Source organism: Bacteroidota bacterium, from assembly GCA_018266755.1.
In the GTDB taxonomy this organism is placed as follows: Bacteria; Bacteroidota; Ignavibacteria; order Palsa-1295; family Palsa-1295; genus JAFDZW01.
Genome location: JAFDZW010000005.1, coordinates 422,105 through 446,688, shown reverse-complemented (window position 1 = coordinate 446,688; position 24,584 = coordinate 422,105). Strand labels below are relative to the sequence as shown.

Below are 24,584 nucleotides of genomic sequence, written 5' to 3'. Positions count from 1 at the left end.
ATCGGTCGCGGGCTGGGTCGTATAGAATACTTGCGGAGCCTTACTTCGTTACGATCACCGACCGGAGCGCTGAATGCCCGTCCGGGGTCTCGACGCGTAGCAGATATGCACCCGACGGAGTAGTATCCGGGATCCGGAGTCTAATACCTCGACCGCTGGTAATAAGTCGCCCTGTAACATCGGTTAGCGTCAGAACCGAGGCTTCATCATTCACATGCAACACCGCGCCTGAGACGACGGGATTAGGAAAGACTGCGAGCGCTTTCTCGCCAATCGTATTCGGAACTCCCGAAGTCGGGGGAATGACATCGAGCAGTTCGATGTCGTCGATACCGGCTTCGACGAGAGAGCCGAGATAATCGCTTGCGACGAATTGGAATTGTACCTGTCGGGTCGGCTTTCCATAATCGGATAAACGCAGAGCGACCTGTGTCCACCCGTCGGTCGACGTAGGAGAGTTGACAACGGTCCGCCAATGAGCCCCGCTGTCAAAACTTACTTTGACTACCCATGAGGCCGATCCCGGATTACTACCTTGGTCGTTCGAATAGTAGTACCAGTAACGGAATACGGGATTGCGCAGGGTGTCGAATTGGAAATTGGGGGTTGTAAGGGTTGTTGCTCCACCATCGACGTCGTCTGTTGACGGATTCCGTATGTCTGTTTGTTGCGCGTTCTTATTGCCAGTCACGTAACACATTACTCCATTTGGAGAATGGTCGGTATCCTGCTGGATGAAAAACGGCGGTGTCGAAGGGTATTGATATGTGCCGACCGGCTTCGCCAATTCCCAAAGTCCGGTTGATGCAGCGTCGTTCGGTAAGCTCGTGCTCCATCCCGTGTTCGTCTCACACGGATCGCTTACGAGCGTCTTGTATCCGACCAGAAACGAATACGGAATCGTAGGTGCAACGATACTGTCGTTGCTGATATTCAGTTTTGCAGCGACGTAGTATAGTACGACTGACCCTGCCGGCTGAGGAGGGATCAACGAGATAAAGGATGATTGATGCGGGGCACAAGCAATGTGACTATATGTTTTGCCTTTGTCGATACTATAATAAAGCGTCAGCGAGTTCGTGTCGATCGATCCTACCGGTCCGCTATATGTTGCACCAATACTGATGGGATAGGGGAACGAGCCGGTATCTTGATCGGGAAGCTGCGGCACGTCGAGAGAGATCAGGCTGCTCAGCGTGATATTATGCTTGGCAAAGGCGGTCAGAATCTGTTTGGTATGCGGGGTTCCGTTCGTCAGATTGTTGTCGTTGTCATCGGCGATGAGTGTCGCCAGCAGCGTATTCACAAACGCTTCCTGTAGTGCTTGGTCGGAGAATACGTCCGGTGCGTCCGGCGTATGCCAAAGTGCTTGTTGAAATAAATGCGTCGCCGTGTCGAGCCCGATCAACTTGCGCAGATCCCAAAACGCACCGGCTACGATGCTGCCATTGGCGTGCGGATCGATAGACAAATCGGTCGGCCATTTTAGAGTGTTATCGCAGTTACGTAACTCTGTTCCGGTACCTTGAAACCCGATGCCAATTTGTGGCTCGTCGCGCATAAACGCACTATACACATCTGCAAAGCCTTCACCGAGCGACGAATTCACGATGTCGCTATCCTGACCGAAAACCGTCGCATAAATGGCATGCTGTGTCCGATGCCCAAACTCATGCTGGACGACATCGGCGATTTCCGCTGTATTGACGCAGCCGTTGCCGGCGGAGAAGAACGTTAGCGAGACGGTGGGCGGGTCGTAAAATGCGTTACATGCCGAATTGAAGTTGACATTAACCAGCAAGAACTGATCGATACGATGCAATGCCGTATCGATGCGGTGGATATAGCTGCGAGCTCCGTTTACGGTATGGTACGCATCGAGCTCCGCAACGTCACTATTGGTATTGTTAAAGAGTAGGTTCGTTGCGGCAAGCGGCAGATTCGCACTAAGCGATGCCGATTTCGATCCGGCAACGTTGTTTACGACGGCTGTATATGGCGAACGCAATGACGCGATCAAATTCGACCCCTTCGCGGGGACGCTAAAACGGCCTGCTGAATCTGCAACGATCGTGTCTGCTCCATTGGCGACCATGACGAACGGCAACGTTACCAGTGTGAGTGTATCGGTAGGAATCTTTAAATGTACTTTTCCTTGCACAACTGCTGTCTGGGCGAGCGGGGTCGCCGCTTCATCACCACCAAAGAAATGGGCAAGTTGCCGGCGTTCTGTGACCGCTCCGGTTGTCGCATTGACAGTGATTCGCCAGCTCATCCCATTACTATCCTTCGTGCGAATATCATAGCACAGATCAAGCATCCGATGCGAGTCGTTGCGAACATAGACCAACGCAGGATCTGAAGAGACCACGGCACCTGCACCGAGCGCGTCGAGAGCAGTGCGAGTCGCATCGACCGCCGACACCGAAGCCTCTTGTGAGACAGGCGAATATGTGGGGATGGAATTCCGGACGGCGATCACCGAGCGATTGAGAGAACCGACCGTCAGGATCAAGTGTGCATCGCGGATCGCAATCCCGTTCGCGGCAGCAGCAATGGTAAAATCTGTTGTATTGTTGATTGTGGTCGCAGCCGGTTCGATAAGCGAAATGCCAGATGGAATATTGAGAACACTGCTCGACAAAGAAGCCGCCATTTCCCGTACATCATCCGTCAGAGTTCGCGTTGATTGCGTTGAGATGGGGTGCTGAGCAAGCGGCACGGGGGTACGAGGTACCAATACCGATGGAATTCCATTCGAGCTTCGCTGTACCACAACCCACTGCGAGGCCGGTTGTGCGAAAAGACTTGTCGCTGCGAGTATCAGCAGCGCACACAGGGTAAGGGTTCGCATAGATCAGTAATAACTTCGGTCCGTATCCTACAACTCGTATATTTTATTGAAAAACCCGAAATAGGATAGATAGTTGTGGAAAAATCCTACTGCACGAGGAGAAACGGCATCGAAGGAAGGATAGGAAAAGCGAATATGCCGAACCAAAATTCGCGTAAATAGTTGTAACATTCAAACTAACGGGTGCGTAGGGCCTGTAGCGTTTCACCACATAACCCCGGAGGTAGCAGTGCGTCGATCGACACTTCTGGCCGCTTTGATCGTCACGATAGCGGTATCCACAGTTTCCGCCCAGTCCTATCTCAACCGAGAATCTTCCGTGAGTTCCGAAACCGGCTCGGATGGTGTCCACCTCGACCTTTCGGTCGGTGACACGACATTTCTTCACGATTTGCTCCGAGGTGCCCTCCTGAATCAGTCACTCACTCAGCTCCTGCATCCGAATTCATACTCCGAGTTCGACAGCGTTGACCATGCGCTCGACTCCACCGACGACTCGCTGATGTACGAGCTGCGCGTCGGAAAGATGTTCAAGCGTCTCAGACGCGGACACCATTCGTTTATTATCACACATGATCCGTATGATCGGTTCTTGCCGTTCGGCGAATCGTTCTCGATGCTCGATTTCAATCGCGTGAACGGGTTTTTCCTCGGGCTCGGCAGCCCGGATTATATCGATCTCGGGCGGCACGATGAGATCGGGATCAAGTTCGGTCTTGGGTATGGCTTTGCCGAACACAAAGGGCAGTCGGTTGTAGGCGGCGAATACCGAATTCCGCTCGGCAAGACCGGAGATACAGCGGCGGCCGTCGAACATTGGCATTGGCTGCCGACGATCGCGATTGGCGCCGAATATCATGATAAAACATCCACTGAGGACGAGTGGCGTACTGGACGGATGGAAAATGCTGCGTATGCGTTTCTCGTACGCGAAGATTTCCGCGATTACTTCAAGGTAGACGGATGGAATGCTCACCTGGCATTCCGCCCAGACCCACAGACTGAGCTTCAGGTGGAATATCGCAGCGATATATACTATAATTTGCCGCAAGTAGTATTCCACGGACGATGGGGTGGGATGAAAGATCTCCCGGATAACCCGATGGTCTCGACGGGCCGTATCAATTCGTGGGTGATGACACTTGGCGAAGAAAAGGTATCGACCGAAAACACCAGGGTGGAAAATATCTTTGGTGATAAGGTGTCGATTGAGAATCTTAAAGGACGCGCGTATCTGTTGCAAGTGGAGTTCGGCGATCATCACGACACACTGAATGTCGTGCCGATGAATACCGGCACTTCGTATGTTCGTTATATCCTCGATGCTCGTGATTTTACTCCGGTTTTCACCGGACTGAATATCGATACACGACTGAGACTTGAAAGCGAGACAGGCGACGTTCCGTGGCAAAAACTCTCCTTCCTCGGTGGCCCCTCGACGCTTCCGGCCTACAAAAACAAAGTGTTCGGAGGTAATCGCATGCTGCTCTTGAATACCGAACTTCGGTTGTCGTTGGAACAGTTGTCCTCAATTTTCGACGCAACGGATGCCGAGATTCTTGTGCTCAATGATTTCGGGTACATCGACCTCGTCGAACCCGGTGCCGGAGTGTTTGACGGTTTCACAAGGATGAAATTCTCTCGATTCCTCTATACTTGGGGGGTCGGTATCGGCCATGCAAATGGCTTGCAGCTCGGTGTTGCGTTCAGGACGGACCAACAGGAGACCGGACGCTTCTTCTTCCGCTTCCAACGATCGTTCTAATACGGTATCAAATGCAAACGGGGCCTCGGCCCCGTTCTTATTTCATCTTGTCTGACGCTTTTCGTTTCTTTAGGAAATACTCTTTCAGAATAGCACCGCACTCGCCGTCAAGGACACCACCGAGTGTTGGCGCACGGTGGTTTAGCCGTTCATCCTCCGTAATGGTAAAGAGTGTTCCGCACGATCCGGCTTTGGGGTCGTATGCCCCGAAGATTACACGCCCAACTCTGGAGTTTACGATCGCCCCAGCACACATCGGACAGGGTTCAAGTGTGACGTAGAGAGTGCAGTCGGTCAAGAACTTATTCTCTATGGTTGCACATGCGGACGTGATGGCGATAATCTCAGCATGCGCAGTTGGGTCGAGTAATTGCTCTGTTTGATTATGACCTTTCGCGATGACCTTCCCGTTCTGTACGATAACGCAGCCGATAGGTACTTCATCTGCTTCTAACGCACGCCCCGCCTCTCGCAGCGCAAGGCGCATCCAATACTCATGTGGTTGTGCGAACGGGTTGGATTCCATTGAATAATGAGGAATAGGGGCTGTCGTCTGTTCTGCGGAGGTCAAGTGTGATTGATCCTTCCAGGTTCATTCTCTATTAAGTGGGCCCTGCAGGACTTGAACCTGCGACCAATCGATTATGAGTCGACTGCTCTAACCAACTGAGCTAAGGGCCCGTCCCTGTGCTACAGAGCGGGGTAGAACGTTTGAGAGGGGGAGGGAATTCCGAGTGGCTTCGATGGTCATTGCGGTAGGAAAAGTAAGTCAGGACTTCAGAATCTCTAAACGGAGTGTACAGCTATGCATTGTATTATCAGCAACAAACACATACCCCGAGGACAGACTTGGAATGATACGGTCAAGAGATTCACGATAGAGGGGATTATTGATGATATTGTAGTTAAGTTGTCATTCTGAGCGAAGCGAAGAATCCATTTGGCGGAGCCTCACAAGGTTTCATCAAGGGATTCTTCGCTTCGCTCAGAATGACTTCTCAGTATACCGTTCGAACGCTGGTACATCCAGATTCGCACCGATCAAATCTTTCCACCAATTCTATTGTTTTCTTTCTTCTCAATTTATGCTACGACGATTCTTAGGATGAATACAGCCATTACCCGTTTCGAAGCTTTTTCTAACCGCCACCTTGGCCCCTCTCACGAAGAACAGGATCTGATGCTCCAAATGATGGGAGTCTCGTCGGTTGACGAATTGATCGACCAGACGATCCCGGCCTCGATCCGTTTGAAACAACCGATGAGTCGTCTTACGGCTCGCACCGAGGTCGAATTCCTTCAGGACCTTCGTGCGATCGCTTCGAAGAATAAGATCTTTAAGTCGTACATCGGGATGGGGTTTTATAATACAATCACCCCGACGGTTATCCTGAGAAATCTCATGGAGAATCCGGGCTGGTACACGCAGTACACGCCGTATCAGGCAGAGATCGCACAGGGCCGACTCGAGTCGTTGCTGAATTTCCAAACGATGGTCATGGATCTGACCGGCATGGAGATTGCCAACGCATCGTTGCTGGACGAAGCGACGGCTGCCGGCGAAGCGATGCATCTGATGTATGCACAGCGCTCGCAAGAACTTGTCAAACGCAACGCGGAGAAGCTGTTCGTCAGTGACAAGCTCTTCCCACAGACCATCGATGTCATTCGTACGCGCACGGCGCCGCTTGACATTGAAGTGATCGTCGCTGATCCGACGGAATTCGCAAAGAACTGGGACGATGCTGTCTTTGGCGCAATCATTCAATACCCGGATTCGAACGGTACTGTTAGTGATCCGCGTGCGTTTATTGAAACGGCTCATGCACATGGCGCACTCGTGAGCGTCGCCACCGATCTGCTGGCTCTCGTACTGCTCACGCCCCCGGGCGAGCTTGGCGCCGACATTGTCTTCGGTCTTGCACAACGGTTCGGCGTACCCCTCGGGTATGGCGGTCCTCATGCGGCCTTCTTTGCTTCGCGTGAATCGTTCAAGCGTCAGATGCCGGGCCGCATCATCGGCGTCTCTATCGATTCTCATGGCAAGCCTGCACTCCGTATGGCGCTACAGACTCGTGAGCAGCATATCAAGCGAGACAAAGCCACCAGCAACATTTGTACAGCTCAGGCATTGCTGGCAAACATGGCGGCGATGTACGGCGTGTATCATGGACCTGCGGGACTGACAACGATTGCACAGCGAGTGCACTCGCTGACCGTGCTGCTGGCGAAAGCGTTGGAGGCTTCTAAATATCCAATCGCCGATGGTGCATACTTCGATACAATCAAGGTATCGGTACCGAACGTTGATGCGATCCGTACTGCCGCGCTGAAGCAAGAAATGAACTTCCGCTATTTCGATGGCGCCGTCGGTATCTCGCTCGACGAAACAACCACGGTAGAAGACGTCAAAGCGATCGTCGAGATCTTTGCCGCCGCGAACAAGACGACGGCTGCTGCGATCGGCTTCGAGGCCCTTGCCAACGGCGACCTCAATGCCATTCCTACTGCATTGCGCCGCAGTTCCAAGTTCATGACGCATCCCGTCTTCAATAGCCATCACTCCGAGACGGAGATGTTGCGGTACCTGAAGCAGCTCGAGAACAAAGACCTTTCTCTCGCTCACTCGATGATCGCGCTCGGGTCGTGCACGATGAAGCTCAACGCAACGTCGGAGATGATCCCGGTGACGTGGCCCGAATTCGGCGCGATCCATCCGTTCGTGCCGCGTGACCAGGCCCAGGGTTACACGGAAGTCTTCGAATCGCTCGAGAAAGCGCTTCGCGATATTACCGGCTTTGACGCTGTCTCGCTCCAGCCTAACTCAGGTGCCCAAGGCGAGTATGCAGGCTTGCTCGTCATCAAGGCATATCATGAGTCACGAGGCCAGGGACATCGAAACGTCTGTATCATTCCTGCGTCGGCGCACGGCACTAACCCCGCCAGCGCAGTGATGGCAGGCATGAAGGTCGTTGTCTCGAAGACCGATGGGAACGGCAATATCGATATGGACGATCTTCGGGCGAAGGTCGAGGAGCACAAGAACGATCTCTCTGCTTTCATGGTCACGTACCCGTCGACCCATGGCGTGTTCGAAGAGACGATCGTCGAGATCTGCGAGCTTATCCATTCGCATGGTGGGCAAGTGTATATGGATGGCGCGAACATGAATGCACAGGTCGGTCTGACAAGTCCGAAGACAATCGGCGCAGACGTATGCCATCTGAACCTCCACAAGACATTCTGCATCCCGCATGGCGGTGGCGGACCGGGCATGGGACCGATCTGCGTTGCCGCTCACCTCGCGCCGTTCCTGCCCGGCCACACTGTGGTCGATCTTGGCGGTGAACATCGTACGCATGCTGTGAGCGAAGCACCGTGGGGAAGCGCGAGTATCTTGCTCATCTCATGGGCCTACATTGCGATGATGGGCTATGATGGACTGACCGATGCGACCAAGATCGCCATCCTCAACGCAAACTACATCAAGACTCGATTGGAGAAGCATTTCCCGATCGTGTATCAGGGCAAACAAGGACGCGTGGCTCATGAGATGATCGTGGACATGCGTCAGTTCAAGCATTCGGTCGGCATAGAAGTTGAGGATATCGCAAAGCGACTCATCGACTACGGTTTCCATGCGCCAACCGTTTCCTTCCCGGTCGCCGGGACACTCATGATCGAGCCGACGGAGAGCGAGTCGCTGCATGAGATCGACCGCTTCTGCGATGCGCTTATCTCGATCAAGAAGGAGATCGAGGAGATAGCAGCGGGTACGGCTGACAAGGAGGACAACGTTCTGAAGAATTCGCCGCACACGATGGAGTCGGTGATCGCCGATGAGTGGAAGCACGCATACTCGCGCGAGAAGGCTGCCTATCCTGCACATTGGCTCCGATCCAACAAGTTCTGGGCGCCGGTTGGGCGTGTGAACGGGGCATACGGCGATCGTACGCTTGTCTGTAGCTGCCCGCCCATCGAGGAATACAGCGAGGCGGCATAACCCTTCCAGCAAAGACGCCTCTCGGGCGTCTTTGCATTTCTGGCTATGGCAACAGCATCCATCCGAACCGATGAATCGGTCGCTGAGCATTCGGCTGAGCGGCTGATCTGTGCTGTGCCGCAGGACAAGTCAATCTTGCACCGCATTCTCGTCATCGCTTCCCTCTCGCAGAGCACTGTGGCGGTCCCGACCAATGCGCCGATTGCCGATGACGTTCAAACCACGCTAAAGGCTCTGCGGCAGCTTGGTGTACACATCGAACTGTCTGATGCGGAAATTGTCATCCATGGAGTAGGGGTTCGCGGTTTGAGTACGCCCGACCAACCGATCAACTGCGAGAACTCCGGCACGACAGCACGGCTACTGATGGGTGTCCTTGCAGGACAATCGTTCGATAGCACACTAATCGGTGATGCATCTCTTTCGCGAAGACCGATGCAGCGGCTCGCGAATATCCTCAACGACCATCTTGGTGCACAGATCGCCTGTTCGGATGAAGGTACGATGCCTGTGCGGATCACGGGGAGAGAACTTCATGATGCGCACATAACCCTACCCGTCGCTTCGGCACAGATGAAGTCGGCGTTGTTATTGGCCGGCCTTGTCGCCGGGGGTGCGGTGCGGATAGAGGAGCCCGCCCAAAGTCGCGACCATACCGAACGAATGTTGAGTGCTCTCGGGATTGACATCACTCGAGAAGAGGGCAGGGCAGGAATACGCAAAAGTAGCTCCATCATTGCTCCGAACTCGTTCGAGTATTCGGTCCCAGGGGACCTCTCAAGCGCTGCGTTCTTCGTCGTTGCGGCAGCGATCCTCCGTCTCGACGTCGAGATCAAGAACGTGGGGCTGAACCCAACACGGACGGCATTTCTCGATGTGCTCACGGATGCCGGTGTGCCGATCTTCTTCAGTGACGTGTGTGAAGTTCATGGCGAACGATGGGGGACGATATCCATTAACGCTCGTGCCGCTCAATCGTACAAGCCGATCGGGATTGGTGCTGATGTGTTTGCAAATCTCCAAGATGAGATTCCGATCCTTGCTGTCTTTGCGATGTTCGCTGGTGGAACGAGTAGCATCTCCGGTGCCGCAGAGCTACGACGCAAGGAAAGCGACCGGATCGCGGCGCTTGTCGAAAACATATCGAAATTCGGTACACCGGTCAGAGAGCGAGAAGACGGGCTCGAGATCGACGGCCGAACCGAATTTGTACCGCGTCAGTGTCAGATCGATGCGTTCGGCGATCATCGTATTGCGATGGCGATGGCGGTGGCCGCACTTCGCGCCCCGGGCGAGGTAACCATTCCGGACGCATCCGTTGTTTCCATCTCTTTCCCTACGTTCTTTGCCGAACTCACGCGGATCGCCGCGGCCGCCGGCAAGACGATAACGATAACATGACCGCATTCAAAGCAGCACTGCTTGGTCGAGAGCTTTCCCACTCCATCTCCGATGCGCTGCATCGAGAGATATTTCCGCTCGTTGGTCCGAAAGCTCCGGACGGAGTCGCTACGCTACAGTATGACCTCGTCGAATGTCCCGATGAATCCTCGGTCAGCTCTTGGCTGAAGTCTGCATCGTCGAGCGGCTACCTTGGTGCGAACGTCACGTACCCATACAAGACGCAGTTGTTCCGTTCTGCCGCGATGCACGTCGGCGCAGCGGCAAGCATCGGCTCCGCGAATGCCGTACGGTTCACCGGAGCGCTGGCGGAATGCGGAAGCACCGATGGCGCAGGGTTTCTCTCTGCGTTGTTGCGGGAGTATCCTCAGTTCGATCTGGAGCCATATCATCTTGTCATCGTCGGCGATGGTGCCACCGCAAAGGCCGTTACGTTTGCGCTGTGTACGAAGTGGATGCCGCTTTCTCTGACGATCGTCAGCCGCACTGCATCAAGCGCGAAAGCACTTGCGGAATTTGCAGTGGCCGAGGCTCCCGGGCCTTCGGTCGCTACGATGAACATCAACGATGCTGTCAATCATTTTCCGGAATCGCGCCATCGTCTCGTCATTCAGGCTACACCGGTTGGCCAGCGAAATCATCCGGGCAATCTGCTCGCCGGATTCGCATGGACTGACCGCGACATGGCCATCGATCTTGTCTACAATCCTACGCAGACACCTATCCTTGCCGCAGCTGCGAGCGCCGGTGCAAAGACCATGAACGGACTTGGGATGCTCATCGAGCAAGCTGCGCTCTCGCAGGTGTTCTGGCAAAATGGGATGATCCCGGCTACGTCACCGTTGACGAACGACGAGTACCGTTCGCTCAAGGAGAAATTCACGAAGCACCTCGCAGACTGATGGCCACGCTCCGCATACTGACCGCAGGCGAGTCGCACGGCGAGGCGCTTATTGGCATCGTCGAGGGGCTGCCATCTGGGCTGTCGCTCGTGGCAGATCGTGACATCGATCCTGTACTTGCCGAGCGTCAGAAGGGCTACGGCCGCTCACACAGGCAAACGATCGAATCCGACAAGGCGGAAATACTCAGCGGCGTTCGCTTTGGCGTTACGACAGGTGCACCGATCGCCGTTCGCATCAAGAACAAAGATTGGAAGAATTGGACAGAGAAAATGTCCGTCACTCCGACTGAGACTGACGTCGCTCGAGTGACCGTTCCTCGCCCCGGCCATGCGGATCTTGCCGGTGCCATCAAGTACGATCACACTGATGATCTGAGAAACGTCCTCGAACGAGCGAGTGCACGCGAAACCGCGATGAGAGTGGCGCTCGGTGCCGTGTGTTCGAAGCTTCTTTCGGAAGTCGGCATCGGTTCTGTGTCATTCGTGCGTTCTATCGGACCAGTTGTTGTTGACGAACACAGGCGACCGGCATCAGTCGATGACCTGCGTTCGACGGTTTCGTCATCGGCCGTCAGGATGTTCGATGCGGCCGCGACGGAATCCGCATGCGCGTTGATCGACCAAGCAAAGAAGGATGGCGACACCCTCGGCGGCATCGTACAGACCGAGTTCTACGGTCTGCCGATCGGTATTGGGAGCCACGTCCAGTGGGATCGCAAGCTCGACGGGCTACTCGCGCAGTCGGTGATGAGCATTCAGGCAGTGAAGGCTGTGGAGATCGGAGACGGCATCTCGCTGGCGATGAACCCCGGGTCTGCAGACCACGATGAGATCCTATTGCAAGATGGCAGACTTACTCGAGCGTCGAATCACGCAGGCGGGCTTGAAGGGGGAATGACCAACGGCATGCCACTCATCGTTCGTGCGGCGATGAAGCCGATCTCGACGCTGATGCGTCCGCTGCGCTCGGTCGATCTTTCAAGTGGTGAGCCCGTGGCCGCCCATATCGAACGCAGTGACGTGTGTGCGGTGCCCGCACTCGCGATCATTGTGGAACAGGTCGTTGCTACCACCCTTGCTGCCGCCATCCTCGACACATTCGGCGGCGACACCCTCGCTGAGTTACAGCAGCGAATCGATGCACGCCGGGCGAAGGAGGTGCGGAGATCGTGACGTGGCGCGGACGACATATCTATCTGACCGGCCTTCCCGGTGCCGGCAAGACAAGTATCGGCCGCGCGCTTGCTTCCGAGCTCTCGAAGAGCGGCTATTCGTTCATCGATCTCGACTCGGAGATCGAACGGCGCGCGGGACGAACGATCAGTGAGATCTTCGACAGTGGTGGCGAAGAGGCCTTTCGAGCGTTTGAGACGAATGTGCTGGCCGAGCTTGCCGATCAGAACTTTCATCAGAAGCCGTACGTGATCGCAACGGGAGGCGGTACTCCTGTCAGTTCGCTCAACCGCCAGATCATGCGTGGGAGCGGCGTGGTCGTATGGATCGACGTGACAGTGCGTCAAGCCGCGAAGAATGTTGTTGCCGGTGTCCTCTCCGGGACTATGCGGCCGCTGTTACGCTCGAACTCCGTTGAAGAGCTTACGACGAAGTTGCGTGAGCTATACAACGCACGTCAGAAGTTTTACGAGCAGGCTACGCTTCACTTTGTCGCCCGCTTCCAGAGCGAAGGGGAGCGCGATGCAGAGGACCTGGCGCAAGAGTTGATGAAGGCACTCGAGCAGATGTCGCGGCGCGTCAAACTTCGTCCGCGCTTTGAATCGCTGATCGCACGCTCTGCATTCGGCGACTATCCGGTCTCCGTCGGTAGCGGTATCACAGCGGTCGAACTTGCGCGCTCAGCGTGGGATTTCGCCGCGAGCCGCATCGTGCTCGTGACCGATTCAAATGTCGCTCCGCTCCATCTGAAGAAACTCACACAATCGCTGGCCAAAGAAACGCGCGACTTGCTGTCGATCCATCAAATTACTGTGGATGCCGGTGAGACACACAAGAACGAGACGCAGCTTTTTGAACTGCTCCGGGAGTTCTCGACGCTTGGAGTGTCGCGTAAGGACGATCTCGTAGTCGCCCTCGGAGGTGGTGTGGTAACGGATCTGGTTGGCTTCGCTGCAAGTATCTATAAACGGGGAATCCCGTTGGTTCACGTTCCGACAAGCTTGATCGGTCAGATCGATGCTTCGATCGGAGGCAAGACAGGGATCGATTTCGAGGGGGGCAAGAATATGCTCGGAGCGTTCTATCCACCGCGACGTGTGATCGTTGATCCGCTCTACCTACAGACGCTTCCCAAACGCGAATTGCAGTCCGGTCTCTCTGAACTCCTAAAGTATGCGTTGATCGGTAACGAGGAATTATGGGCTCGACTCTCCAAGTCCATCCGACGCTTGCTGCGGGGCATCGATCCCGGATACGAGGTACTGATCCGTGATGCAGTCAAGGAAAAGCTTCGCTACACCGACTCCGACGAGTTCGAACGAAAGTCCGGCGTGCGGGAGCTGCTGAACTTCGGCCACACGTTCGCTCATGCGTTCGAGTCTGCCACCGGGTTTACTTCACTGCTTCATGGCGAGGCCGTTGCGCTCGGGATGCGAGCTGCCGCGTGGTTGTCGATGGAGGAAGGGATGCTTCCCGAGGACGATTGGCAACAGATCGAAGTGGTGCTTGGTCGTTTGCCGGTGCCGTCGGTCGATTGCACCGTAGATGAGGTATACTCGCACATGCGTTCGGACAAGAAGAGTAGTCGTGGAGCAAACCGGTTGATCCTGCTGGAGCGTATCGGTAGAGCAGTGGCGGTCAACGATGTTGACACATCCGCGATCAAACGCGCGATCGCATTCGCCCTTTCGGTAGTATGAATATTCTCATCTTGCACGGCCCGAATCTGAACTTGCTCGGCGAACGTGAGCCGGAAGTGTACGGACACGATACGCTCGCTGATATTAACGAACGCTTGTACCGTATTGCGGCCGAGCTGGGTGTTGGCGTCCGAGCATTCCAGTCGAATCATGAGGGGGTGCTCGTGGACCTGATTCATCAATTTCGCAAGTGGGCGGATGCCATCATCATGAATCCGGGGGCATATACACATTACTCGTATGCGCTGCGTGACGCGATTGCAGCGTTCGCTAAACCCTTGACCGAAGTGCATCTTTCCGACCTGTCGAAACGTGAAAGTTTTCGGCAGCGATCGGTGTTTGAGGGGCTGCCCAATGTGACGCGTATCATGGGCAAGGGAGCCGCCGGGTATGAAGAGGCGCTTCGGACACTCGCTGCAACGATATCGTGAACAAGTATTTTTCATTCGTCAAGATCGAGCATACGCTCTTTTCGCTCCCGATGATCTACTCGGGTATGGCGCTCGGCTACTTTGCGCTTTCGAACGCACATCAGCCTGTGCCGAGCACGTTCGAGCTCATTAAGCTTGGGGTATTGGTGCTCGTTGCCGCGACCGGAGCCCGCACGACCGGCTTCGCGATGAATCGTATCGTGGATCGCCACATTGATGCGAAGAATCCTCGTACTGCGACACGTGATCTCCCGAGTGGTAGAATGACACTGTCACAAGGATACAGTGTCCTTGCGGCGGGTATTGTCATCTATCTCATCGCCGCGTCGCAGATCAACTCGCTATGCTTTGCGCTCTCTCCGATCCCACTGCTGGTGTTCGGCTTGTATCCGTTTCTCAAACGATTCACGGTGCTCGCGCATTTTGGCGTGGGCCTCTCGCTCGCACTAGGCTCGCTCGGCGGTTATTTCGCGGTTAACCCCATGGTTGACATGCGAATCTTGCCCGCAGCCTGTCTCTTCCTCTTTACGTGGTGTTGGGTGGCAGGCTTTGATATCATCTATGCTACTGCCGACGAAGAGTTCGACAAGAAGGAGGGCCTGTTCTCGTTCCCAGCTCGTTTTGGCAAGAAGCGCGCATTGCGTTATTCCGGCTTCATTCATGTGCTCGCCTTCCTACTGTTGGCTGGTGTTTATCTTTCTGCCTTCGCAGGGAGCATCGTTGTTGCCATCCTGCTGATCGCCGCAGGATACCTGCTGTATCTCGAACAGGCGAAAGCGGAAGATGTCGAACTTGCATTCTTCAAGATCAATGCGTTGCTTGGCTTTGTCGTCTTCAGTTTCGTTCTCACCGGTGTGGAGCTTGCGTTGCCATGAGTGAAATCGCCGCACCAAAGCCGCTTCGCATTGCCGTCGGGATTACCGGCTCGAGCGGTAGTGTGTATGCTCAGGATTTTCTGAAACGCTGCCCGGGTGACAAGTTCGTCGTCATGAGTAAGTGGGGAAAGGCTGTTGCCAAGGACGAACTTGGCCTCGCCGATCCTGAAAAGCAGCTTGCGCCCTACTACAAGCGTGCCTTTGCCGATACTGACCTGACAGCGCCTCTAGCCTCAGGCACGAACCGCATCGACGCATACGTCATCATCCCCGCGTCGACCTCGACGATCGGCAAGATCGCCGCGGGAATTGGTGATACGCTTATCACGCGAACGGCAGCCGTCTGCCTGAAGGAGCGGACGAAGATGATCATCTGCGTTCGCGAGACGCCGCTTTCGACCATCACGCTCGAACAGCTTGCGATGCTTTCTCGTGAAGGCGTCATTGTTATGCCGATCAGCCCTCCACTGTACTATGTGCCTGATACAGTGGAGAAGTACGTCCAGGGGTTTGTCGACAAAGTCCTGCAACACTGCGGCGTCGATGTCGGCGGCGGCTGGCGAAGCGAGGACCTCGAATAACCCATGCGCCGCGCTCCGATCCATACGCTTCGTGATTTTCTTCGAGTTCTCGACGCCGAAGGAGAGCTTCTGCGGATCAGTGCTCCGGTAGACCCTTTTCTCGAAACCAGCGAGATCGCCGTCCGTGCGATGCGCGAAGGACGCAAAGCCCTTCTGTTCGAGAATGTCATAGGCTCGAAATATCCGCTTGCAATGAACATCCTCGCAAGCGACCGTCGGGTCGAACTTGCGATCGGTACGTCGCCCGATGCCTTGGGTCAGCAACTCATTCACGTCGCCGAGCAACTGATGCCCCCGAAGCCAAAGGCGATCTACGAGTCGGCCATGTCGCTCGGCCGTCGCATTGTTGCCGCCCGTGCCAAGGCGACTGCCACGCCGAGGCTTGATATTGCGACGAAGCTGTCGGATCTTCCGATCCTGCAAACCTGGCAGGACGACGCCGGCAAGTTTATCACGTTGCCCGAAGTCTTTACCTACGACCCGCGTACCGGCAAACGAAACGTGGGGATGTACCGTGTCCAAGTCTTCGACGAGCAGACGACGGGCATTCACTGGCAGATCCAGAAGGGCGGCGGCTTTCATTACCGCGTTGCCGAGTCGATGAACCGCGACCTCGAGATCGCCATTGCCGTTGGGACCGACCCTGCAATGCTGCTTGCGACAATCGCGCCGCTGCCCGAGGGGATCGACGAGGTCATGTTCGCCGGCTTTCTTCGCGGCGAGGCGACTCGGATGACGAGAGGGAAGTCGGTCAGCATCCAAGTACCCGCCGATGCCGAGTTCGTCCTCGAAGGCATCGTGCCGCGCGTGACGCGTCGGCTCGAGGGCCCGTTCGGTGATCACTTCGGTCACTACTCTCATGCGGGGATGTTTCCGGTCTTCAACGTCAAGAAGATCACTACCCGCGAAAATCCGATCTTCGCAGCAACCGTTGTCGGAAAGCCACCGATGGAAGACAAGTGGCTTGGCGACGCCACGCAACGGATCTTAAGTCCGTTGGCCCGACTCATGCACCCCGAAGTCAGCGACATCTGGGCATTCTTTGAGGCCGGATTCCATAACTTGCTCGGAATCGCAATGCAGCAACGCTACGGAAAAGAGGCGATGAAGACCGCCTTGTCGCTCGTTGCCGACGGTCAGCTTTCGCTGACGAAATGTGCTGTCGTTGTCGATCATGACGTCAAGAATCGAGATCATCGTGCCCTCATTCGTGCCATCGGCGAGAATTTCGATCCGCACTACGATTTGATCATCATTCCCCGCGTCCCGCTCGATACGCTCGACTTCACGTCCTACACGATGAACCTCGGCTCGAAGATGATCCTCGATGCAACGAGGAAATTCTCGGCGTCGGCGAGCGGGGGAGCATATCCTGCCCGTGAGGTTAACGAATTCGTTGGGATGACGGGGACGGCTTCCGCTGAGCTCTCGAACATCGACGGTCGAATCGTCGGCTCTCGCCTCATTGAGGATACGCTGTTGGTTGTCAAAGTACGAGGCCCGTTCTCTACGGCTGAGAATGCGGCGAAGAAGACCGAGGCTGAGTTTGCTGCGCCGCAGGAGACGGTAGGAAGCGAAGTCGTCAAGAAGCTTATCTCTGTCGATGCTGTCCGCTACTTGCCTCGCGGCACAAAGATCGTCGCGGCGGTTAGCGAGGACGTTGACCTTAACTCCGATCTTGAAGTCCTCTGGGGCATCTTCACCCGCTTCGATGCGGCGCGTGATGTATTCTTTACGTCGTCGCACCTTGAACGGACCGTCCCGATCTATCGAGGCATCATGGGCATCGATGCCACGTGGAAGACAGGGTATCCGAATCCGTGCATCATGGATCCGGTGATCGTCTCCCGTGTCAATGAACGTTGGAAGGAATTCGGATTCTGATTCTCCTCATCACGTCATTCTGAGCAAAGCGAAGAATCCCTTTCGGATTGCCTCCGGGCTTCGTACACGCCTGAAGAGATTCTTCCCCTTCACTTCGTTCAGGGTCAGAATGACATGCAATTTCACGGATTCGGTTTCGTCTCTTCTTCCCACGGTTTGAAGTCTTCGGTCCAATTACGTTTCCACTCTTCTCGCATCTGCTCACGTTGCTCCGGGGTGAGGTTCTTCATCCAGTAGATCTTATGCATCTGCTTGAGCCACAGCATGCGCAAGACGTACCGCGACCATTCCTCCTTTTCCGATTGATTGAGCCAATCACCCGGCATGTCCTCCCACGGCTTGTAGGGTTCGGTCCACCCGCGTTTCCACTCTTCCGTCAGATTCTCGCGCTCCTGGGGAGTGAGATGCTTCATCCAGTAGATCTTGTGCATCTGCTTCATCCACATCATCCGAAGCAGGTAGCGTGACCATTCCTTCTTGTCCGACTCGTTGTGCAAGTCGTTCGGCATCGTGTCGCTGCCGCATTGAGGGCCATGATGCCCGCCGCGGTGGCGATGCCTGCCATGGAATCCGCCGAAGAATATCTTCGACAAGATCAGCAGTGCAACCGCCTGCCAATAGGAGAGGACCGGGCCGTGGAAGAGGTCGGGCACCGTGAAATTCCACAGCGACATCGCGACCCACCCGAAGACACCAACCGCTAGGGCTCCGAAGAGGATCGCCATCGGGACTTTCATCCACTTGTTGCGGTCGTTCATATCATGAGTAAACATAACCTTTCCTTTCTTTCAAAACAGATTGTCGTAGAGATCTTGCAACCGCTCGCGCAAGAAAAGCACGGCGTAGCGTTTGCGTGAAATGAGGGTATTAATGGGTGTGCCGGTTTCGGCAGACATCTCGCGGAAGCTGCGGCCTTGCATTTCCTGTTGGACGAAGGCCTCGCGTTGTTCGGTCGGCAACTCGTCGAGCGCAGCGGTGATTTCGTCCCAGATCAGCTCGCGTTCGAGCACTGCTTCAGGTCCGTCCTCGAGGTCGAAGATCATGTCTTCGATGTCGAATTCTCCGTCTTCGCTGCCGCCCATTGCGGCATTCACCTGCGAGAAGTTCTCGGTCTTCTTTTTGCGGTACCAGTCGATGATCCGGTTTCCCGCAACACGGTAGAGCCAGGCGGTTGTTTGGGTGATAACGCCGTCCTGCATTGCGTTCGCGAACTGATAGAAGACATCCTGCAGAATGTCTTCCGCATCGGCTTCGCTCGGGACGCGACGGCGTATGAAGTCGAGCAGCTTTCGCCGCTCAATCCTGATCGCCTCGCTGGTCGCCTGGTGTCGCTGTGCAGGGCTCAATGCTAATTGCGTCGTCATTGTCTCCGTCTGTATGGTTAGACGAATACCCGACAAACTTATTTCGCGCTACAAGAAGAAAGATACGGCCATCGTTCCGTAGTACCCACCCCGCAACTGTCATTCCGACCGAAGGGAGGAATCCGGGACAACGGCCAAATACAGGGTGACAGAGCCTTCCGTGCGTCCGTCCTCGGCTACCCGTAACCTCAATACATTACGAGCACCCGTACCTGCAACCCCTATAATATCAACAATATGAATATGCACAAACTCACCCCACCCTTTAAAACCGAAGAGTCCGCCATGGCGGACTCTGTTCGAAGATCGGGTGCTGTTACTTTGCCAAATCATACTCCTGCAAATGTACGGTAAGTTGTCGTCTTTGCAAAGAGGGTAAGTTGTTTGTTTTAAAATTTAACATTACGGGCACCTATGTGCGAAAATGATACGTCGCATTGGCGCACCACTTATCAGGTATCCTACTGTTCCAAGCAAGCGGGGTCAATCCAACTGACTTCAGTCGAGACTATTCCATGTCGAGTGGAGCCCGAAACAATTATTCCATGAGACGAAACCAGTCCTTCACCGTAATTTCTAGTCTGACCACCTCGTCAGCCGCTAGGGGGCAACAATGCGCGATTGGTCCTCGAAGCTGGTTTAGACTTGACATAATCTTCTGAAACGCCCTTTGATTTCGAAATAAGTCTGAAAACGCTTCCCACTTGGCATTCACGATCTGACTTAGCTCGCCGAAAGTAGTATAGTCTATTTTCAGCTCAGATCGTTGTGTAAACCCAGAATCCTCCTCTCGCTTAATATTATCCTCAACGTTCTTTTGAATTGTTGGGTCAACCTTTTCTTCCCACCAGTCAGAGCCATATTTCTCTTGCATCAACTGCATTATTAGACTTCGAATTGACTTCTCTAGACAGTAAAACACTTCATAATGCACGGCCATCTCCCGGGCTTCTTGACGAAAGGAATGGCTAAACTGCAAATAATAGTCCTTTTGTTGTGTCTCTACAGGTACCTTTCTACCGAGGTCCAGATTCAGGTCTACCTCGAGTTTGTCCAAGCTGTTTTCGGCTAAAGAATTTGCAAGCGAAAACAACCTAACCTTTGACTCTATTTCGTACTTATCCATTGAGGAGGTTATCTCTTAATGACTTGAAGATTGCATTGAAGATAGCAGGATCGTCTGTTTTGGGCAGAACTAAATTGATGGTATAGCTTAATCCAAGTTTGACCCCGCTGGATTGTTGCTTGTATTCTTGGTGAATCCGTGCCTTGTCGTTAACATTGGTGTTCGCCTCTTCGACATCCTGCTCACTCTTGCTTGTGCTCGAATCAAAATCCGCCAAAGCTTTTGCATTCCAAAATGTGTTAACCATCAACTCCAAAACTTTGGAATCATGAGCCTCACCCGTCGCCTCCATTACCAAAGCTTTGAATTTCGACTTCTCAAGCTTGTCAGCATTCTCGTCCATTGCGAAAATATCAGCATAGCCTGTCCGTAGAGCCTCTCCCAAGCTGCTCCTTGACGTGGTTGGATTTCTGAATTTCTTATAAAGTGCAGTCGGGGTCCCATCGCTATTTATCAAGCCGACTTTCTTTCCCCACTGAATGAATGTTTTATAGTTGCCTCCTTTGAATAAAAGTGTGTTTTCAAGAAAGTCGCCGTTAAAATTCTCAGGGGTGGCCGCTGTCTTGATCTTCTCTAATATCTTCGTGATAGTCCCTGGGACCGCGAAGTAGGGAATCTTCTTCTCTGCCATGTTCGTAGTTAGAATTAGTCAAATGAAAACTTGCCACAGATTAGACACTGGTTTCCATCCCAAGGTCCGTAATTCATACAGTGTGTACAAAGCCACTTCGGATCAGCAGATGGGTCCACTGGCGAAAGGCCTACCATCCCATCCTTCTGCAAAGTATAAAAGCCGTCTTCGGTCGACAGAACTTGCCAAACTTGGTTGTTTGGGACGAAGAAAACAGAGTTGTTGATCGTACTGCCAGTTAGCCCCGCGATGGGCGATTGGTTATCATTAATCCCAGCGAAGATTCGCGTAACAGTTTGTATGCTGATGGAGCCTAATTCAGCTCCTCTTTCAATCGTGGCTAGGAGCTTCGCACTTTTGTTCTCCTTCTTCCATTTTTCGGAGAGAGCTGCTGTGTCACTTGATTTCTGCTTGACCTCATTTAGTAAATCGAGGAAAATTGGGGCAGCTTCAATCACTTTCCCCTGTTTACTCAAATTACAAGAGGAGTGAACTGGGATCCAGTTGGCAAAGGAGTTGATTTCAAATGAAGTGTCGAGTCCATATTTTGACAGTACCTCAAGCTTCTCGTTCTCCCGACCCCTTTCTAGAAGCCTTTCTGGTATGATATGATCAATGTGGCACTCAGAGTACTCCACGGGCTGATTGCACCATCTGCACTGCGGCCCTAGAACCTTCCAAATTGCATACCTCTCAGCAACAATAAATTTATACTTGCTCATTACGGTTACGGCTTGATAGTTTTGCCAGCGCAACTGTCACAATGGCTAATTAAATAAGTGTGATGGCAACAAGTTGAATTGGTCTGTCAGCCAAGAAGTGCTTGACAGACTTACTACAAGAAATTCTTAGATTGCATTAGTCTTCACTCAAATATAAGTGACCCCCCATAGGATTTCGTTCCATCTTGAAGTAGCCTAATAGCTGGCCTTCGGGAATGCTGCGCCGTTTCGGAATCACCGCCTCGCTCGCTTCGCATCGCTTCGGGACGGACTAAGAGTCCGTCCTACTGTGGTTGGGCCTTAGCGCAAAAGAAAAAGGCGGGCACTGCTGCCCGCCTTTTGCGAATTCGGTCTATCCACGAATTACTTCTTCTCATCCACCACCTCAAAGTCCGCCGTTTCGACGTTCTTGCCGTCGGTGCTGGCGGAGCCGGGATTCGGCTCGCCTTGCGGTGGGGCAGCGGCGCCTTGGTCGGCGTACATTTGGGTCGAAGCTTCGCTCCAGGCTTTGTTGAGGCTTTCGATCGCCGATTTGATCGCGCCGGTGTCGGAGCCCTTGAGCGCCGTCTCGAGCGATGCGACCGCATCGTTGATCTTGCCCTGCGCTTCGGGCTTCATCTTGTCCTTGAGTTCTTCAAGCTGCTTCTTCGACTGGAAGACGAGCTGATCGCCCTGATTGCGCAGATCGACCTCTTCCTTGCGCTTGAGGTCCTCGGCCTTGTGCGCGTCGGCATCCGTCTTCATCTTCGCGATCTCTTCCTTCGAGAGTCCGCCCGACGAAGTGATGCGGATCGACTGCTCCTTGCCGCTGGCCTTATCCTTTGCGCTGACGTTCAGGATGCCGTTGGCGTCGATGTCGAAGGTGACTTCGACCTGCGGGACGCCGCGCGGGGCAGGCGGGATGCCGTCGAGATGGAATTTGCCGAGCGACTTGTTGTCGATCGCCATCGGGCGTTCACCCTGCGTGATGTGAATCTCGACCGACGGCTGATTGTCGGATGCCGTCGAGAACGTCTCGCTCTTGCGTGTCGGGATCGTTGTGTTCGCCTGGATCATCGGCGTGGCAACGCCGCCAAGCGTTTCGATCGCGAGCGTGAGCGGGGTAACGTCGAGAAGAAGCACGTCCTTCACTTCACCGGCGAGCACGCCGCCCTGGATGGCTGCGCCGATCGCAACGACTTCGTCCGGATTCACACCCTTGTGCGGCTCCTTGCCGAAGAGATTGCGAACAAGCTCTTGCACCTTCGGGATGCGCGTCGAACCGCCGACGAGAATGACTTCGTCAATGTCGTTGGGCGTGACTTTCGCGTTCGCCATCGCGCGTTTGCACGGCTCGATGGTACGCTGGAGAATATCATCTACCAAAAGCTCAAACTTTGCGCGCGTGAGCGTGAGGTTCATGTGCTTCGGGCCTTCGGCCGTTGCGGTGATGAACGGCAGATTGACGTCGGTCTGCATGAGCTGCGAAAGCTCGATCTTTGCCTTCTCGGCCGCTTCCTTCAAGCGTTGCAGGGCCATCGGGTCCTTGCGCAGGTCGATGCCGTCGGATTTTACGAATTCGTCGGCGAGGTAATCTACCAAGCGCGAGTCGATGTTGTCGCCTCCGAGGTGCGTATCACCATCGGTGGACTTCACTTCGAAGACGCCATCGCCGAGCTCGAGCACGGAAATATCAAACGTACCACCGCCGAAGTCATAGACGGCGATCTTCTCGCTCTTCTGCTTCTTATCAAGTCCGTAGGCAAGCGCGGCTGCCGTCGGCTCGTTGATGATGCGGCGCACGGTGAGGCCTGCGATCTCGCCGGCGTCTTTCGTGGCCTGACGCTGTGCGTCGTTGAAGTATGCCGGGACCGTGATGACGGCCTCGGTGATCTTCGTGCCGAGATAATCTTCGGCGGTCTGCTTCATCTTCTGCAGGATCATCGCGGAGATCTCCTGCGGCGTGTACTCTTTGCCCTGCACGTCAACGCGTACCGAGCTGCCGTCGCCCGAGGTGATCTTGTAGGGGACGAGCTTCTGTTCTTCGCCGATCTCGTCGACACGGCGGCCCATGAAGCGCTTGATCGAATACACGGTATTCGTCGGGTTGGTGACGGCCTGGCGCTTTGCAGCCTGACCGACGAGGCGTTCGCCCGACTTCGTAAAGCCGACGATCGAAGGCGTCGTGCGTGCGCCTTCGGCATTGGCAATAACAACCGGCTGCGTGCCTTCCATGACGGAGACGCAGGAGTTCGTAGTGCCAAGGTCAATTCCAATGATCTTACTCATACTGTTCTGATACCTTTCTGTTTAATACACTTTGTTCGTCCGATGCGCTTAGCGCTTCGGCTTCGCAATGAACTGGGCGCCGGTCAGTCCCGCCACCAGCACGACAATGATCCAGATTACGATCTTGATGAACATAGCCGTTCGTCCTTTCTGCGAGGTTCGGGGCCGCCTGTAACAGTGGCCCCGGTGGTTGAATTCAATCTCTTGCACACGCAGATACGTGACCGGGCGTTCGAGGCCCGACCACGTTCTGCATGCGAACACTATCGTGTCTCTTAGTTGACACTGATCTCGATCTGGCGCTCCTTCGGCTTTGCCGGCTCCTTCTTCGGAACGACGACCTCAAGGACGCCATCTTTGAACGAAGCGTGGACGTTCTCTTCCTGCACGTTGTCCGGGAGCGTGAACTGGCGCACGAACTCGCCAAAGCGGCGCTCAATGCGATGGTAGTTGCGGCCTTCCTGCTTTGCTTCGCTCTTCTTCTCGCCACGGATCGTGAGCACGCCTTCGGTCACGGTGATCTTCACGTCCTCTTTCGTCATGCCCGGAAGTTCGGCGGCGACGTAGATGTTCTGCGCATCCTCGGAGATGTTCACGCGGGGGACATACGAACCGGTCGGTGCGACAGCGCCGAGCTCGCGGTTGATGTCCTCGAACATGTGGCGGAAGTAGCGGGGGAATACATCGAATTCGTTACGGGGTCTTGCAATGATCTTTGTCATGATTCTCATCAATTAGTTATTAAATTCTGATGGACACTAATTGAAAAAGCGTGCCAAACTCGAGAACGTCGAATACACGCGAAAAACGAGGGAGAGTCGGATTTCCGGACTGACAGAACGGCGCACGACGGACGAAGTGGCGGACAGGTTGGCAGGGAAGTGTCAGGCTGACGGAGCGAA

Annotated in this window: 19 protein-coding genes and 1 tRNA gene; 10 read left to right on the top strand and 10 right to left on the bottom strand. The window is 54.5% G+C overall.

Annotated features, from left to right (window positions below; all coding sequences use genetic code 11):
* Positions 1–40: 40 nt before the first annotated feature.
* The gene (locus JSS75_06460; protein ID MBS1903325.1) at positions 41–2,656 is read right to left on the bottom strand and encodes a hypothetical protein; all 2,616 of its coding nucleotides are present in this window, start codon (positions 2,654–2,656) and stop codon (positions 41–43) included.
* Between the two features lie 517 nt (positions 2,657–3,173).
* On the opposite strand from JSS75_06460, the gene JSS75_06455 reads away from it, so the two are divergent.
* On the top strand, positions 3,174–4,619 hold the full coding sequence (locus tag JSS75_06455) for a hypothetical protein (GenBank protein ID MBS1903324.1): 1,446 nt from the start codon (positions 3,174–3,176) through the stop codon (positions 4,617–4,619).
* Between the two features lie 37 nt (positions 4,620–4,656).
* Here JSS75_06455 and JSS75_06450 read toward each other — a convergent pair whose 3' ends face one another.
* The gene (locus JSS75_06450; GenBank protein ID MBS1903323.1) at positions 4,657–5,145 is read right to left on the bottom strand and encodes a nucleoside deaminase; all 489 of its coding nucleotides are present in this window, start codon (positions 5,143–5,145) and stop codon (positions 4,657–4,659) included.
* Positions 5,146–5,226: 81 nt separating this feature from the next.
* A tRNA-Ile gene (locus JSS75_06445) sits at positions 5,227–5,300 on the bottom strand.
* 424 nt (positions 5,301–5,724) lie between these two features.
* Between JSS75_06445 and gcvP the strand changes: the two genes are divergently transcribed.
* From gcvP to JSS75_06400, 9 genes are read left to right on the top strand one after another with little or no spacing between them, the layout of a single operon-like run.
* On the top strand, positions 5,725–8,622 hold the full coding sequence (gcvP, locus tag JSS75_06440) for an aminomethyl-transferring glycine dehydrogenase (GenBank protein ID MBS1903322.1): 2,898 nt from the start codon (positions 5,725–5,727) through the stop codon (positions 8,620–8,622).
* Positions 8,623–8,667: 45 nt separating this feature from the next.
* The gene (gene aroA, locus JSS75_06435) at positions 8,668–10,023 is read left to right on the top strand and encodes a 3-phosphoshikimate 1-carboxyvinyltransferase (GenBank protein MBS1903321.1); all 1,356 of its coding nucleotides are present in this window, start codon (positions 8,668–8,670) and stop codon (positions 10,021–10,023) included.
* Complete coding sequence (locus JSS75_06430) at positions 10,020–10,925, top strand: hypothetical protein (protein ID MBS1903320.1); 906 nt, start codon at positions 10,020–10,022, stop codon at positions 10,923–10,925. Before aroA ends, JSS75_06430 begins: the two co-directional genes overlap by 4 nt.
* A complete protein-coding gene (aroC, locus tag JSS75_06425; GenBank protein MBS1903319.1) occupies positions 10,925–12,100 on the top strand; it encodes a chorismate synthase in 1,176 nt (391 codons plus the stop codon). Before JSS75_06430 ends, aroC begins: the two co-directional genes overlap by 1 nt.
* A complete protein-coding gene (gene aroB, locus JSS75_06420) occupies positions 12,097–13,800 on the top strand; it encodes a 3-dehydroquinate synthase (GenBank protein ID MBS1903318.1) in 1,704 nt (567 codons plus the stop codon). Before aroC ends, aroB begins: the two co-directional genes overlap by 4 nt.
* Entirely contained in the window at positions 13,797–14,231 is a 435-nt protein-coding gene (locus JSS75_06415; GenBank protein MBS1903317.1) for a 3-dehydroquinate dehydratase, read from the top strand. The genes aroB and JSS75_06415 overlap by 4 nt, the downstream gene beginning before the upstream one ends.
* Positions 14,228–15,106, top strand: coding sequence for a 4-hydroxybenzoate octaprenyltransferase (locus JSS75_06410; GenBank protein MBS1903316.1), 879 nt, complete (start codon positions 14,228–14,230; stop codon positions 15,104–15,106). Before JSS75_06415 ends, JSS75_06410 begins: the two co-directional genes overlap by 4 nt.
* Complete coding sequence (locus JSS75_06405) at positions 15,103–15,687, top strand: UbiX family flavin prenyltransferase (GenBank protein MBS1903315.1); 585 nt, start codon at positions 15,103–15,105, stop codon at positions 15,685–15,687. The genes JSS75_06410 and JSS75_06405 overlap by 4 nt, the downstream gene beginning before the upstream one ends.
* Before the next feature lie 3 nt (positions 15,688–15,690).
* A complete protein-coding gene (locus tag JSS75_06400) occupies positions 15,691–17,571 on the top strand; it encodes a UbiD family decarboxylase (GenBank protein MBS1903314.1) in 1,881 nt (626 codons plus the stop codon).
* A 122-nt stretch (positions 17,572–17,693) separates the two neighbouring features.
* Here JSS75_06400 and JSS75_06395 read toward each other — a convergent pair whose 3' ends face one another.
* The 7 genes from JSS75_06395 to JSS75_06365 form a co-directional block, all read right to left on the bottom strand.
* On the bottom strand, positions 17,694–18,344 hold the full coding sequence (locus tag JSS75_06395) for a hypothetical protein (GenBank protein ID MBS1903313.1): 651 nt from the start codon (positions 18,342–18,344) through the stop codon (positions 17,694–17,696).
* 15 nt (positions 18,345–18,359) lie between these two features.
* On the bottom strand, positions 18,360–18,935 hold the full coding sequence (locus JSS75_06390; GenBank protein ID MBS1903312.1) for a sigma-70 family RNA polymerase sigma factor: 576 nt from the start codon (positions 18,933–18,935) through the stop codon (positions 18,360–18,362).
* A gap of 538 nt (positions 18,936–19,473) precedes the next feature.
* On the bottom strand, positions 19,474–20,061 hold the full coding sequence (locus tag JSS75_06385) for a hypothetical protein (GenBank protein ID MBS1903311.1): 588 nt from the start codon (positions 20,059–20,061) through the stop codon (positions 19,474–19,476).
* Entirely contained in the window at positions 20,054–20,692 is a 639-nt protein-coding gene (locus JSS75_06380; GenBank protein MBS1903310.1) for a DUF5343 domain-containing protein, read from the bottom strand. The genes JSS75_06385 and JSS75_06380 overlap by 8 nt, the downstream gene beginning before the upstream one ends.
* Before the next feature lie 14 nt (positions 20,693–20,706).
* A complete protein-coding gene (locus tag JSS75_06375; GenBank protein ID MBS1903309.1) occupies positions 20,707–21,414 on the bottom strand; it encodes an HNH endonuclease in 708 nt (235 codons plus the stop codon).
* Positions 21,415–21,777: 363 nt separating this feature from the next.
* Positions 21,778–23,682 carry a molecular chaperone DnaK gene (gene dnaK / locus JSS75_06370; protein MBS1903308.1) on the bottom strand — a complete coding sequence of 635 codons (1,905 nt, stop codon included), beginning with the start codon at positions 23,680–23,682 and terminating at the stop codon, positions 21,778–21,780.
* A 275-nt stretch (positions 23,683–23,957) separates the two neighbouring features.
* Positions 23,958–24,404, bottom strand: coding sequence for an Hsp20/alpha crystallin family protein (locus JSS75_06365; protein ID MBS1903307.1), 447 nt, complete (start codon positions 24,402–24,404; stop codon positions 23,958–23,960).
* Positions 24,405–24,584: the final 180 nt, after the last annotated feature.

Bases quoted from the DNA above. Each gene is read 5' to 3' on its own strand.
- JSS75_06460 (MBS1903325.1), bottom strand. From the start codon at position 2,656: ATGGCGGCTTCTTTGTCGAGCAGTGTTCTCAATATTCCATCTGGCATT.
- JSS75_06450 (MBS1903323.1), bottom strand. From the start codon at position 5,145: ATGGAATCCAACCCGTTCGCACAACCACATGAGTATTGGATGCGCCTT.
- gcvP (MBS1903322.1), top strand. From the start codon at position 5,725: ATGAATACAGCCATTACCCGTTTCGAAGCTTTTTCTAACCGCCACCTT.
- aroA (MBS1903321.1), top strand. From the start codon at position 8,668: ATGGCAACAGCATCCATCCGAACCGATGAATCGGTCGCTGAGCATTCG.
- JSS75_06430 (MBS1903320.1), top strand. From the start codon at position 10,020: ATGACCGCATTCAAAGCAGCACTGCTTGGTCGAGAGCTTTCCCACTCC.
- aroC (MBS1903319.1), top strand. From the start codon at position 10,925: ATGGCCACGCTCCGCATACTGACCGCAGGCGAGTCGCACGGCGAGGCG.
- JSS75_06415 (MBS1903317.1), top strand. From the start codon at position 13,797: ATGAATATTCTCATCTTGCACGGCCCGAATCTGAACTTGCTCGGCGAA.
- JSS75_06405 (MBS1903315.1), top strand. From the start codon at position 15,103: ATGAGTGAAATCGCCGCACCAAAGCCGCTTCGCATTGCCGTCGGGATT.
- JSS75_06400 (MBS1903314.1), top strand. From the start codon at position 15,691: ATGCGCCGCGCTCCGATCCATACGCTTCGTGATTTTCTTCGAGTTCTC.
- JSS75_06395 (MBS1903313.1), bottom strand. From the start codon at position 18,344: ATGTTTACTCATGATATGAACGACCGCAACAAGTGGATGAAAGTCCCG.
- JSS75_06390 (MBS1903312.1), bottom strand. From the start codon at position 18,935: ATGACGACGCAATTAGCATTGAGCCCTGCACAGCGACACCAGGCGACC.
- JSS75_06385 (MBS1903311.1), bottom strand. From the start codon at position 20,061: ATGGATAAGTACGAAATAGAGTCAAAGGTTAGGTTGTTTTCGCTTGCA.
- JSS75_06380 (MBS1903310.1), bottom strand. From the start codon at position 20,692: ATGGCAGAGAAGAAGATTCCCTACTTCGCGGTCCCAGGGACTATCACG.
- JSS75_06375 (MBS1903309.1), bottom strand. From the start codon at position 21,414: ATGAGCAAGTATAAATTTATTGTTGCTGAGAGGTATGCAATTTGGAAG.
- dnaK (MBS1903308.1), bottom strand. From the start codon at position 23,682: ATGAGTAAGATCATTGGAATTGACCTTGGCACTACGAACTCCTGCGTC.
- JSS75_06365 (MBS1903307.1), bottom strand. From the start codon at position 24,404: ATGACAAAGATCATTGCAAGACCCCGTAACGAATTCGATGTATTCCCC.